We start from the raw sequence: 13478 nt of genomic DNA, 5'->3' as shown, positions 1-13478 counted from the left end.
TTAACATGAGCGCACCTTGGATCAACTCAGCTTTTTTATGAATGTAGCTCGTCCCAAAATTAAGCGCCGTCAAATTAGTGGTGTATTTCTTCTGAATAAGCCATTAGGTTTAAGTTCTAATGCAGCCTTACAAAAAGTGCGCTATTTATTTCGCGCTGAGAAGGCTGGTCATACAGGGGCACTTGATCCACTCGCAAGTGGCCTATTACCGATTTGTTTGGGTGAGGCGACCAAATTTTCACACTTCTTACTTGATTCAAATAAACGTTATCACACAGTGGTAAAGCTTGGCAGTTGTACTACAACAGGCGATATTGAGGGAGAAGTGTTGGAAGAAAAAGCTGTACCTGTGCTGAATAAGGCGATGATTGAACAGGTGCTTGCACAATTTTTAGGGGAAACTCAGCAGATTCCACCAATGTATTCGGCTTTAAAAAAGCAAGGACGTCCTCTATATGAGTTGGCACGTCAGGGTATTGAAGTTGAACGTGAAGCGCGTCCGATCAAGGTGCTTTCTATTGAGCTTCTTGATTTTGATCAGGATAGTATTCATCTAGATATTTGCTGTTCGAAGGGTACATATATTCGTGTATTAGGTGAAGATATTGCTAAGGCCTTAGATACAGTGGGGCATCTTACATATTTGCATCGTGTACAAACCGGTGATTTTGAGTTATTACCTGAATATACCATTGAATATTTAGAATCTTTAACTGAAGCCGAACGTGAAGCATTATTACTGCCTTGTTATGCTCCGGTTGCTCATTTACCTCAGATCCAAGCGCCAGAAGGTCGTGCGGAATATTTTAGTCGGGGTATGGAGAGTAATATTGAACATGCTGCAGCAGCACAAGTGTTGGTATTTGATGGCGAGCGTTGTTTGGGGCTTGCTGAGATTAGTGATAAAAAACGTTTAATCCCTAAACGAGTACTTAATCTTTAAAAATATAAACTTATATATTACACATTAAAGCTGAAATCATTGTCCTGCCAAAAGAGTAAATACGCATGGAATTAGATTTAGTTCTGACTTTGGTGTTCTTTGCCTTTTGTGCAGGAGCAATTGATGCCGCTGTGGGCGGTGGTGGTCTAATACAAATTCCCGCATTAATGGGTGCTTTGCCTTCTACTGCACCTGCAACTATTTTTGGTACCAATAAACTGGCCTCGATTTGTGGTACGGCATCTGCTGCATTTTCATTTATGCGTCGGGTGCGTTTGCCTTGGCGATTATTGCTGGTGGTTGGGGGCTGTGCTTGTATTGGGGCTTATATCGGGGCAATGGGCGTAAGCTATGTACCGACTGAGGTACTTAAGCCTTTAGTTTTAGTGATGCTTATAGTGATTGCGCTTTATACTTTTTTAAAGAAGCAGTTTGGGCAAGACCATGTTGAACAGGTAATTACTACTCAGATCTTATTATTGGCTGGGCTAGGTAGCTTGTTGATTGGTTTTTATGATGGAATTTTTGGCCCAGGTACGGGTAGTTTTTTTATTTTCTATTTTATTCGTTATTTAAAAGTTGATTTTTTACATGCTTCTGCGCTGTCTAAGATTGCAAATTTTATGACTAATTTTGCAGCATTAAGTTTTTTTATTCCTGCTGGGCACATTATTTTTCAATATGGTTTAACTATGGCGGTCGCTAACGTATTAGGTGCAATTGTTGGGGTTAAAGTTGCTTTAAAATACGGTAGTAGTTTTATCCGAATTTTATTTTTAATCTTGGTTAGTGTATTAATTTGTCGTTTGGCTTATCAGGTTTTTTTAGTTTAAGTTCAGCTGTTTTTTATGTGAATACTCTGAATAAAGTGATATTTGATATTGTCTTTCAAGTTTCATTTTTTGGCATTTTACAGTGGACACAATGTTTTCGAAATAGCAGATTACTATCCATACCCATCCCTGTGCTAAAGAAATTTTGTTTACACCAAGGACAAATATCTTTAGCTAGAAAGAAAAGTTGACCAAAGAGCATACTTAATAATGCTGATATAAGACATGTGAGAACAATGATAGAAGTTCTAATTTCAAAGAACGTCATAATTTGGAAAATACCCCATAAAAAAGAGGCCATCCAAAACCTGCACTTATAATAAAAAGCGTTCTGAATTTTAATAGCTGACGATATTGTTGTTGCATTTTATATTCGTTTCATAGAGATAAAAAAAATATAGCAGAAGTTTTTAATGCTGACGAGGTATTTGATATTTAGAAGGAAGAATTGGGCATGACTAGAATGAAATCATGTCATGCCATTATAGTTAATCAGTAAGAAGATCTATAGAAGGCGGCTCTGTACTGCTATGGGTGCCAGTATAAGTATCAAAAGACTGAGCCAGCAGACAGATGCCTACAACAATAATGAAAGCGATGATTTTACTTTTAAGTGCCATATCTATCTCAGCTAAGAAATACTTTATGAAAAAGATATAAGAATTTAATGATCTAATCTAATATGGAAATAGTCGCCATCTATCTAATTATGAGATATGTTAACATTCAAACAATGCACTTATTTGATTACGATCGTTGAGGAAGGGAGTTTTATCTCAGCTTCTGAAAAATTATTTATTGCCCAATCGGCTTTGAGTCGGCAAATTAAAAACTTAGAGGATGAATTGGGTTTTACTATTTTTGATCGCTCAGAAAAGAGAATTAAATTAACTGCAGCAGGCTCTTTTCTTTATAAGAATATAAAAAGGAATTTGGAAAATTTTAAGCATTCAATTGAATTGGCAAAAGGAATGAGTCGAGGTGAAAACAGGACACTTAACATTAGCCACTCAAGTAGTATTATTTTAGATCAAAGAAAACTACAAATTTTCGATCAGTTATGTCAAAGCTACGATATTAATATTGAGCTAAATACACTGTCTTCTGAGCTTCAGATTGAGGCAATACTGAGAGGTGATATGGATCTTGGCTTTATTCGCCCCCCTGTTTACCATGCCTTGGATGAAGTAAATGTCGTTGATTTATATACCGAGCCTTTATATGTGGCGGTGTCATCTTTAGATCCGCAATTTGATGGAAAAAGCAGTGTGAGTCTAAGTGATTTAAAAGCGTCAAACTTTGTATCTACTCCGCATGCTGAACGTGGAGGCTTAAGTTATTTAGTCTCTAATCTTTGCCTAAGTCATGGATTTTCCCAGAAAAAAGCACGAATATCTTCTAGAAAACTATCTCAATTAGACCTGGTCGCACAGGGTTTTGGTGTGTGTATTGTGCCTGAAGAATTTTCAACGGTACTCCCTAAAAATGTTAAATTGCTCAGAATAATTGATCATAATAGTTTGTCAGAAGTTAAACTTGTATGGAAAAAAGATCATGACTTGGTCGTAGAGCAGTGCGCTGAGTCGATTCAGAATTTTTATAAACTTGATAACTTTTAAATTAAGCCATAAACAATCCCTTACTCTAGCCCAAGTAGAGTAAGGGGGCTTGATTAAAATGATTTACTGATAGACATATTTAGAATATGCCCCGTTCTTTGTTGAACACCATTTAGATTTTCATGAAGTGGAATCATGTATTCGGCACCTACACGAAGCCCGCCTGCAGTAGGAAGAAGGGTATTTATACCTAAGCCTGCAAAGGTCTGCTCACCACCATAGTTCGTTTGAATATCTGCAGGAGAACCATGATTGTGAGAAGACTTATAGTGTCCTTGAATAGTATCTGTATTGTTATATTGAATTCGTACTGAGGTACTTAGTGATGGATTCCATAAATAGCTTAACCATGCAGTCGCACTTCGTTGATCACCAGCATAATATCCCAATCGATTTAAACGGTTAAAAATGGGCTGTCGAGTGAGAAGTTGTAGGCCTATTTTTAGGTTGTCTACACTATAGGTGTAACTGATACTTGGAATCGCTTGCCATACACCTGCACCTATTTGCATACCATAGTGAACTGGATTGCCATCGGGACCATATTTTTTATAGTTTCCAGTTGGTGTTGATAAACCTAGCGTTGTGATCAACTGATGTCTGTCATCTTCAAAGGCACGATAGGATGCGCTGAGAATGGTGTCTCCCCAGCCAGATACACCATGAGATGCAGAGGAGCCATGAGCCATATGTTCATTGTCATTCACAGAGTCTGTTTGCTGCGGATTGGTTTGCATAGACATATTCATACTCATGTACATCGGCATGAGGGTTAGCGTGAGGTTATCTGTAGGCGCATACATGAAGTGCAACATATGCATATACATTTGGTGTTTGTGGGTGAGCATGCTGTAGTTCTGCATTTCATTGCTTGCTGCTAGATGGGAGCCGCTATAGTAACGACCACCTTGTTGTTGGCTTTGAATATTATAGCCCAACATCAGTTCACCTTTTTTATGCATATGTTCGTACATTACCCCAGCTGGCGCATGTAAGTCTGCACGAGAGTGAGCGAGAGCATAAGAGCAATTTAGCCCAGTGAAACAGAGTGTGAGGAGTATAATTTTAAAATTCATAGTGCTACCTATATTTATAGATTTGAATAGCTTATTAGGAGATCAATGTGAGAGGGCATGATAGATATACAACTGGAGGGGCATGTTTATAAGGATGTTGGAAGGTGAGAGGCGTGTATGGTTGGGATACATCGCGAAGTTGAGGTGTATTTATAATAAAATAAGCTTTAAATTTTTTTGCCTGATGCATAAGGCAGCCAAGGAGTCTGTTCTGATTCTTAAGGTGAAAATAGCAGTTGCTTCAGTATTACAACTTATAAGAAATGTAAAAAGTGATGAATAATATGTTTATATAAATCAATAAATTATATTTATTTTTTCTTGTTATTTAGGTCGCAAAAATATCTGATGATGTCTAGGTAATTGCTAAATTACGAGGTGTAATATGATTACGATCATGCATTCAGAGATATTTTGTTTGCTTGTAGCTGTGGTGAATTATGATTGGGCTGTAATTCATTGAGCAGGTGATTGACTTCATTCATGAAGAATAAATAGTTGTTTAGAACAAATTGTGGATAACTTTAGTGTTGTCCACATTGCTATTAAATATACAAAATAGATTAATCTTTATTCTGTTGGTTTTTGGGTGTTAAAATTTTTTGTTCAGTTTTTTGACGTGCCGAACCGATGGTTACACCAATCGAAGCAATAATAATGCAGCTTAGAGCAATAATTTGTAATGAGCTAATACGTTCATTAAGTAGCACAAATCCTGCTAAAGCAGCGAGTGCAGGAGAAAGGCTAGATAAAGTGCCATAACTAAGCTTGTTCAGACGTTTGAGTGCCATAAGATCAAGTGTATAGGGGATAGCTGTTGCTAATAATGCAATCAACAGGGCTTGTCCCCAGTACTGCGTATCTAATACAGCTTCGGCATTATGGGCTAGACTAAATGGAAGTAAGCAAAGTGCAGAGATACAAATGGCGATACTTAAAGCATGCATACCAATATTTTGGTGTGCAACACGTTGACCAAAGTAAATATAAATGGCCCAACATACGCCTGCTCCCAAAGCATAAGCTGCACCAAGATAAGAAAAATGCGCTTGAGCTGCATCTTGCCAAGGAACCATTAAACCGATACCTGCAATAGCAAGGCATACCCAAAGGAGGTCCATGCGTTGTTTAATAGAGATCAGTGCTAAAGTCAGTGGTCCCATAAACTCTAAGCCCACAGCAATACCTTGAGGAAGTTTACCTAAAGAAGCGTAGAAGAGCACATTCATCAGCGCAACAGCACCAGAGTATAAGAGTAAATCTCGCCAGTGTAGATCACCTAAGCGTTTGATAATACGCCAAGATCGAAACATGACAAAAATCATGATCGAAGCAAAACATAAACGTAAAGTGACGACAGTTAGTGGGTCTAATACTGCAATTAGCTGTTTTGCATACGAGGCACTAACTTGATAAGCCAGCATTGATAAAATCATAAAACAAATGGCAGTGAGCTGAGTATTAGGCATGGACAAAATTCATATATGAGGGTGGAGGCTATGGTTTGATCTATACATCAGTATAGATCATTACTTGAGGTTATTTAGATTCAGTAGATGCAGCTTTTGCCAATAGTTCTTGTTGTTCACGTTGTTGTCGCGCACGTTGGGTGGTGTAAGTACAACCCATAGATGCCATGACAATCGTGAGCAATGCGAGCCACTGTGTCCAAAGTAAATACTCACCTAAGAAGATAAAACCAGATAAAGCAGCAATCGCTGGTTCTAGACTGGTGAGTGTACCAAAACTAAGTGGGCTAAGATTACGTAGAGCAACCATTTCTAGGCTAAATGGCAGTGCGCTGGCTAATACAGCAAGGGCAATAAAATAAAATAGTGCAGGAAACTCAGCCACTTGTGCTAGTGCTGGCGAGAAGAGTAAAAAGGGCAGCATGACTAGCATACCAATACACATGCCTAAACAGACAGTGTGATTTCCAGAAACACCTGAAGGTTTTTGCCCTGCAACGATATAGAGTGCCCAACAAGCGCCTGCTGCAAGCGCGAGCGCAATACCGATCAAATCTAGGTCTTGTGCCGTTTTTTCAAAGGGAAATAATAAAACAATACCTAAAATAGCCATGCCTACCCAAACAAAATCAAAACGTTGTTTTGCATAATAGAGCGCGACGCCTAATGGGCCAATAAACTCAAAAGAGACAGCGATGCCTAAAGGTAAGCGACTAATAGAAGAATAAAATAAAATGTTCATGCCTGCTAAAGCACAGCCATAACTGACTACTGACTTCCAGCGTACTTTACTAAAATCAATTTTCCATGCTCGGAATATGACAGTAAGAATGATTGCGCTGAGTAGAATGCGCATAGCTGCAACAGTGAGTACAGGGAACTCATTAAACAAGATTTTAGCTAATGAACCACTACTTTGTAGTGAGATGATCGCTAAAAGTAGCAAGCCGATTGCTCGCAACTGTGGAGTATTTTTAAGGACGGACATAGTCTCACCAAGTCGATAGGCTTGTGGCTTGAGATCACTTTGGAGATCTGATCATGCTCTAATGTTAGAGCCAAAAAAAACCACAGCTTGCATTTGATAAAAATAACACGATATCAAAATGCAAGTGTGGTTTTTAGCGTGAAAATGTATTGCTAAATTAGCTCTAGCTCAATATTTTCAAGGGATAGAGATGTTTAGAATAAAACACGAACGCGGATTGTTCCTTCAACTTCGTGTAAAGTATCTAAAGCCTCTTTAGATGCAGTTGCATCTACATCCATAACTAAATAACCCACATCACCTTTAGTCATTAAAGATTGACCAGAGATATTGATGCCATGTTCTGCAAATAGGTTGTTAATTTTTGACAACACACCTGGAACGTTTTTATGAATATGCAGTAAACGATGTTTGCCTTCTGTTAATGGTAAAGCAATTTCTGGGAAGTTAACCGCAGACAACGTCATACCTTTATCAGAATAAGCAACGAATTTTTCAGCAACTTCAAGACCAATATTGGCTTGAGCTTCCATAGTTGAACCACCAACGTGTGGTGTCAAAATCACGTTATCTAGGCCACGAAGCGGAGAGATAAATTCTTCACCATTTGCTTTTGGTTCTTTAGGGAACACGTCAACTGCTGCACCAGCAATATGACCAGACTTAATTGCATCAGCAAGATCTTCAATAACGACACAAGTACCGCGTGCTGCGTTAAGGAAAATTGAACCTGCTTTCATTTGTTCAAATTGAGCTTTGCCAAAGAAATTACGTGTAGATGGTACATCTGGCACATGTAAAGTCACAACGTCAGCATTGGCAAGTAATTCATTAAGACTACCAACTTGACGTGCATTACCCATTGGTAATTTAGTCACGGCATCATAATAAATAACGTGCATACCAAGACTTTCTGCTAACACAGAAAGTTGAGAACCAATAGAGCCGTAACCTACGATACCGAGCGTTTTTCCACGAGTTTCAAATGAACCTGCTGCAGACTTGTTCCAACCACCACGGTGACAAGATGCAGATTTTTCAGGCACACCACGTAACAATAAAATTGTTTCAGCAAGTACAAGTTCAGCAACTGAACGTGTATTTGAGTATGGTGCGTTGAATACTGGAATTCCACGTTCCATTGCTGCTGTTAAATTCACTTGGTTTGTTCCGATACAGAAACAACCCACAGCGATGAGTTTATTGGCAGCTTCAAATACTTCTTCAGTCAATTGCGTGCGGGAACGGATCCCAACAAAGTGCGCATCAGCAATAGCTTCTTTAAGTGCATCGCCCTCAAGTGCTGTTTTGCGATAATCAATGTTGGTATAACCTGCTGCATTTAAGGTGTCGATTGCATTTTGATGCACACCTTCAAGCAATAGAAAACGAATTTTATCTTTAGGTAGTGAAAGATGTTGACTCATTACGGCTCCGCTACAAAGGCCAAATTTAGTGGCAGTATATTAGCACACCAAAGTGAGGTTAAGCATTTGCTTTCAATCGTTGTATGCTGATATTTTTTAAACATATTTAGTTTATAGGGTTAGTTTTAATCACTTTGAGCGAGCACAAGGGTGGAATATCAGCAGTTTAAACCTTGGCTTGAGGCTTATATGGCGGTTTTTAATTAGGATTAGGATGAGCCTAGGCAATTCAAACAAGCCGATCGCTTAAAAATACCTTATACTAAAGAGCCTAATTTGGCAGTATTTGCACTGCCGAGTCAAACTGCATGTTTTTGTTTGTATTTTAGACAAAACCCGACTCGCTACTGCTCATGATTTTGCTTAAATTTTATCTCTGTGTCTTACTTTGCTAGGTCTGCTGACAATGAATGCTCCAGTCGCTTTAAACCCCGAATTACTGACCCAATTGACCGCCATTGTTGGTGAAAACCGAATTAAAACGGATAGCGATAGTCTCGAAAATTGGGGACGAGATCATACCAAACACTTTGATCCAAATCCGTCGGTTATTGTGTTTCCATCAAGTACTGAACAGGTTCAAGCTATTGTCCAATTGGCAAATCAGTTCAATGTGGCAATTACACCAAGTGGTGGCCGTACTGGTTTATCGGCAGGTGCTGTAGCGAGTAATGGTGAAATTGTAGTGAGTTTGGACAAGATGAACCAAATCCTACAGTTTTTCCCTGCTGATCGCATGGTGCGTGTTCAAGCTGGTGTTGTGACTGAGCAGTTGCAAGATTATGCCGAGCAGCAAGGGATGTATTACCCTGTTGATTTTGCCTCTGCTGGTTCCTCACAAATTGGTGGCAATATTGGTACCAATGCAGGTGGTATTAAAGTCATTAAATATGGCATGACACGTAATTGGATTTTGGGTCTTACTGTTGTGACAGGTAAAGGCGATATCATACGCTTGAACAAAGGCATGATTAAAAATGCAACAGGCTATGCCATGCAGCATTTGTTTATTGGTGCAGAAGGAACTTTGGGTATTGTTACCGAGGCTGAGATTAAGCTTGAGCGCCAACCGCACGACTTACAAGTTTTAGTATTGGGTGTACCTGATTTTGCAGCTGTAATGCCAGTACTACATGCTTTTCAAAACAAAATTGACCTTACTGCATTTGAGTTCTTTGGTGAACTTGCTATGCAAAAAGTACTTGATAATGGCCATGTGCAACGTCCATTTGCGACAGAATGCCCGTTCTATGTACTGCTTGAGTTTGAAGCACCTTATGAGCCAATCATGGATGCGGCAATGGAAATTTTTGAGCATTGTATGGAGCAAGGATGGGTGCTGGATGGGGTGATGAGCCAGAGCCTTGAGCAAGCACAGAATTTATGGCGCTTGCGTGAAGATATTTCAGAATCAATAGCACCGTTTATTCCATATAAAAACGATATCTCAGTTTTGATTACACATGTTCCTGCATTTATTGAGGAAATCGACAAGATTGTTTCTGAGAATTATCCTGATTTTGAAATTTGTTGGTTTGGTCATATTGGCGATGGTAATTTACACCTGAATATCTTAAAGCCTGCTGATTTGAGCAAAGATGATTTCTTTGCAAAATGTCAAATCGTAAATAAACACGTTTTTGATACAGTAAAAAAATATGATGGCTCGATTTCAGCAGAACATGGCGTTGGTATGACGAAAAAACCATATTTGGATTACACACGTAGTGCAGAAGAAATTGAATACATGCGTGCACTAAAACAAGTTTTTGATCCTAATGGTGTGATGAACCCAGGAAAACTCTTTGATTTAAAATAGTTATAAATTGACTGTTTAAATGAGAGACCGCAGGGACCTTGGTGTTCTTGCGGTTTTTTTAATGGAAATGTAAGAAATATTGCATGGTCTATTCATATGGCTTAGATTGTGGAGACAAGATTTATAGATAGAGATATCAATATGCGTTTGATTGTTGCTGCAGCATTCGTGACAACATTGGGTTTGACTGGCTGTAATAGCTTTCCATCTTTTTATAAATCAGTGAATAAAACTGAACATAAAGTAGAATCAAAAACAGTAACTCAGCAGGTACAAGTCAAGGTACAAACCCCATTACAACAGCTCTTTAGCTTGCAACCAGAACTGGTCAATGAGCTGAATCAGGTTTCAATTCAACAAGTTTTTAATCAAGCAGAGTCACCTACTGCTGCTCAAGTCACTGTACTGCGTACTGGACTTTTAGATGATTCAGTACAAGCAATCCGCACGGTATATCAGTTTAAACTGCAAGATACAGGGCATTGGCAACTCAAACAGGTACAAAGTAGTTATCAATGTCAACGAGGAAAAAATAGCACTAAGTTTCAATTAGAACTTTGTTCCTAACCTTATTTCATAATTAAAGTTTTGGATGGGCTCTCGTTAAAAAGGCGTTTGTAATCGGTTGAGAATTGCGAAAGATGCCAAAAACCCCAATCACTTGCGGCATCACCAATGGTGACTTTATTTTTCGCTTGTTGGAGCATTCGACGTACACCATTGAGGCGCCAATTCTTTAAAAATAACGAAGGGCTTTGTCCTGTAACAATTTCAAAATAATTCTGTAAGGTACGTTTCGAAGTTTGTGTGAGCTCACAACATTTTGCTAGTGAGATCGGTTGGTCTTTATTTTGAATCAAATAATCAATGAGATATTTAACGACCTCATAAGCTTTGCTTTTAGTTATTACGTCATGAAAAGGGCGGTCGTGTTCTGTATGAAAGAAACGATAAGCTAAGTCCACTAAATCAGATTTAAGATATTCACATTGCAATGAACTCAGTTGGCTATGAGGGTGATGCTGAATAAATGTAATCATTTCTGACATCTTTAAATAGAGTTGCATATTCAATCTTTTGTTTTTAATAATATTTTTTGTATTTTCTAATAATGCTAAATCAAACTCATGAAGTAGATCGAGTGGAAAATGTAAGGCATAAAATAATGAATTTTCAGGTGTTTTAATTACAACTTCCTGATCTGGATAAATACACATTACATCATGCTGATCGATGGCCTTGCCCATCCATAATACAGGTTGTTGAATTTGCCTGAATAAACCAATACAAATAACATCATCTTTCGCTTTACCTTGTTGAAAGATACATGGTGAAAGATGCTCCTCATAAATACCAATATTATCGAGCCAAAAGCTGTTGAGTTGACTTGTAAACTTTCCTGCTGAGACTTGATGATATAAAAAGTCCCATTCATTGATTAAAGCAGTATGCTGCGAAAGGTTGTTAATATCACGATAGGATTGATAACCTAAGTCGGTTGCTTGGTATTGTGTCATCATCACTAGCTCCATCTAAATACAGTAAACTCATCCTAAATTCACTTAAAATATCAATAGACTCTAATGTACTGAACTCATACATAGATTGCTATGAGTTCAGCAATAGATAAGGTTTACAGCGAAACTTGTTTAAATGCAGATTTGAGTGCATTAATTAATACATCACAACCTGCTTGATCAATAGTGAGGGGTGGCGCTAAACAAAGTTTTGTACCAATTGGACGAATTACTGCACCTGCATCACGACAGGCTTCAGTTAAACGACTTGCGATATCACTTTGAGCATCAATTGGTTCTCTGGTTTTTTGATCTTTAACAAGATCTAAGGCCAACATTAAACCTTTGCCTCGTACTTCACCAATAAGTGAGTATTGCTGCTGAATTTTTTGTAGTTCGCTTAATAAATAGCGGCCCATTTGTGCTGCATTTTCTGGAAGATTTTCTTTTTCTACAATATCAAGTACGGCTAGGGCAGCGGCGCAGCCTAACGGATGTCCACCATAGGTATAGCCATGCATGAATAGGCCTTTATGATCATTATTGTCATAAAATGCTTGTGCAATACGATGATTAAATATGGTGGCAGAAAGTGGGACGTACCCTGAGCTGAGGCCCTTGGCTAGAGTCATCATATCGGGTTTTACGCCCCAACCACGTGAGCCAAACATACTGCCTGAACGTCCAAAACCCGTAATGACTTCATCAGAGATAAGGAGGATGTTATGTTTATCGCATAATTGGCGCAACAAAGGCCAAAATGCATCTGGTGGAACAATAATGCCACCTGCACCCTGAATAGGTTCTGCAATAAAGGCTGCGATACTTTCTGCGCCGTGATATTGAATGGTTCGCTCTAATTCATCAATGACCAAGTGGGCAAGCTGATCAGGATCATCACAATTCCATGGGTTTCGATATAACCAAGGGGATTCAATTTGGATACATTGTTCAAGAAGAGGACCATAGTTCATTTTAAAAACAGGCATTCCATTTAAGGAAGTTCCTCCAATATTTACGCCATGATAGGCATTTTTAAGAGAAATAATGCGAGTTCGTTGTGGTTGGCCTTTGAGTACCCAGTATTGACGTGCAATTTTAATTGCTGTTTCAACTGCATCTGATCCACCACTGCCATAAACGACATTGGCCATGTCCTCTTGGGCTGTCATTGCGATTAACTTGTTAGAAAGTTGTTCTGCAAGTGGGTGGCTTACTCCAGCAAATAACTGATAATAAGAGATTTCGTCCATTTGTTTTTTTATGGCATCTTTAACCTCAGTACGATTATGCCCAACATTGACACACCAGAGCCCCGCGAATCCATCTAGCATTTTATGGCCTTTGTCATCCCAAACATAAAGACCATCACCTTTGACAACGCGGAACGGTTGTTGGCTGCGCCATTCATTTGGGTGTGATAGTGCATGCCAAAATTGATAAGTGCTCTGTGTTTTGTTTTCAACAAACTGATTCATAATGTCTTTCCTGATCTATATTTTTTGATTCATCGCATGAAATAAAATTATTGCGATTGCTTAGAGCATAGAAAATAAAAAAACCTCAGGGTTATCGATATTATGCAAAACGACAGATTATTTTTTAATGTGTAGTAAACTGAATATAAGTTTAATGATTGTGATTGAGTATTTGTTTGATTTTTATATAATTTATGAGAAATTATTAAGGTGGTAATCATTTAGCCTGCTTAAAATAGATCTATCTCAAGCAGGCTATGATTGTAAGACATTTCCAATTCGATGAGTTGGAAATGAGAGAGGCTTTAA

11 protein-coding genes are annotated in these 13478 nt (G+C 38.5%); 5 read left to right on the top strand and 6 right to left on the bottom strand.

Annotated features, from left to right (window positions below; genetic code table 11):
* Nucleotides 1–37: 37 nt before the first annotated feature.
* The 3 genes from truB (at nt 38) to RFH42_RS07250 (ending at nt 3395) form a co-directional block, all read left to right on the top strand.
* Nucleotides 38–943, top strand: coding sequence for a tRNA pseudouridine(55) synthase TruB (gene truB / locus RFH42_RS07260; protein WP_308974934.1), 906 nt, complete (start codon nt 38–40; stop codon nt 941–943).
* Between the two features lie 65 nt (nt 944–1008).
* Nucleotides 1009–1776, top strand: coding sequence for a sulfite exporter TauE/SafE family protein (locus tag RFH42_RS07255; RefSeq protein WP_308974933.1), 768 nt, complete (start codon nt 1009–1011; stop codon nt 1774–1776).
* A 716-nt stretch (nt 1777–2492) separates the two neighbouring features.
* The gene (locus tag RFH42_RS07250) at nt 2493–3395 is read left to right on the top strand and encodes a LysR family transcriptional regulator (protein WP_308974932.1); all 903 of its coding nucleotides are present in this window, start codon (nt 2493–2495) and stop codon (nt 3393–3395) included.
* 53 nt (nt 3396–3448) lie between these two features.
* Here the strand turns inward: RFH42_RS07250 and RFH42_RS07245 are convergent, their stop codons facing one another.
* The 4 genes from RFH42_RS07245 to serA form a co-directional block, all read right to left on the bottom strand.
* On the bottom strand, nt 3449–4471 hold the full coding sequence (locus RFH42_RS07245; RefSeq protein ID WP_308974931.1) for a hypothetical protein: 1023 nt from the start codon (nt 4469–4471) through the stop codon (nt 3449–3451).
* Between the two features lie 563 nt (nt 4472–5034).
* Complete coding sequence (locus tag RFH42_RS07240) at nt 5035–5940, bottom strand: EamA family transporter (protein ID WP_308974930.1); 906 nt, start codon at nt 5938–5940, stop codon at nt 5035–5037.
* A 70-nt stretch (nt 5941–6010) separates the two neighbouring features.
* On the bottom strand, nt 6011–6928 hold the full coding sequence (locus RFH42_RS07235) for an EamA family transporter (RefSeq protein WP_308974929.1): 918 nt from the start codon (nt 6926–6928) through the stop codon (nt 6011–6013).
* A gap of 194 nt (nt 6929–7122) precedes the next feature.
* Nucleotides 7123–8355: a phosphoglycerate dehydrogenase gene (serA, locus tag RFH42_RS07230; protein ID WP_308974928.1), complete on the bottom strand. Its 1233-nt coding sequence runs from the start codon at nt 8353–8355 to the stop codon at nt 7123–7125.
* Nucleotides 8356–8761: 406 nt separating this feature from the next.
* On the opposite strand from serA, the gene RFH42_RS07225 reads away from it, so the two are divergent.
* Together RFH42_RS07225 and RFH42_RS07220 are read left to right on the top strand one after the other, a co-directional pair.
* Nucleotides 8762–10174 (top strand): FAD-binding oxidoreductase, encoded by a 1413-nt coding sequence (locus RFH42_RS07225; protein WP_308974927.1) that lies wholly within the window; start codon nt 8762–8764, stop codon nt 10172–10174.
* Between the two features lie 141 nt (nt 10175–10315).
* Nucleotides 10316–10741, top strand: a complete 426-nt coding sequence (locus RFH42_RS07220; protein ID WP_308974926.1) for a hypothetical protein — start codon at nt 10316–10318, stop codon at nt 10739–10741.
* 2 nt (nt 10742–10743) lie between these two features.
* Here RFH42_RS07220 and RFH42_RS07215 read toward each other — a convergent pair whose 3' ends face one another.
* Both RFH42_RS07215 and RFH42_RS07210 read right to left on the bottom strand, forming a co-directional pair.
* The gene (locus RFH42_RS07215; RefSeq protein ID WP_308974925.1) at nt 10744–11694 is read right to left on the bottom strand and encodes a helix-turn-helix domain-containing protein; all 951 of its coding nucleotides are present in this window, start codon (nt 11692–11694) and stop codon (nt 10744–10746) included.
* 113 nt (nt 11695–11807) lie between these two features.
* Nucleotides 11808–13169 (bottom strand): aminotransferase class III-fold pyridoxal phosphate-dependent enzyme, encoded by a 1362-nt coding sequence (locus RFH42_RS07210; RefSeq protein WP_308974924.1) that lies wholly within the window; start codon nt 13167–13169, stop codon nt 11808–11810.
* Nucleotides 13170–13478: the final 309 nt, after the last annotated feature.

Origin of the sequence: Acinetobacter rudis, from assembly GCF_031157835.1 — a bacterium.
Classification (GTDB): domain Bacteria; phylum Pseudomonadota; class Gammaproteobacteria; order Pseudomonadales; family Moraxellaceae; genus Acinetobacter; species Acinetobacter rudis_A.
Note: the sequence above shows the minus strand (reverse complement) of the source record. Positions and strands in the feature narration are given on the sequence as shown.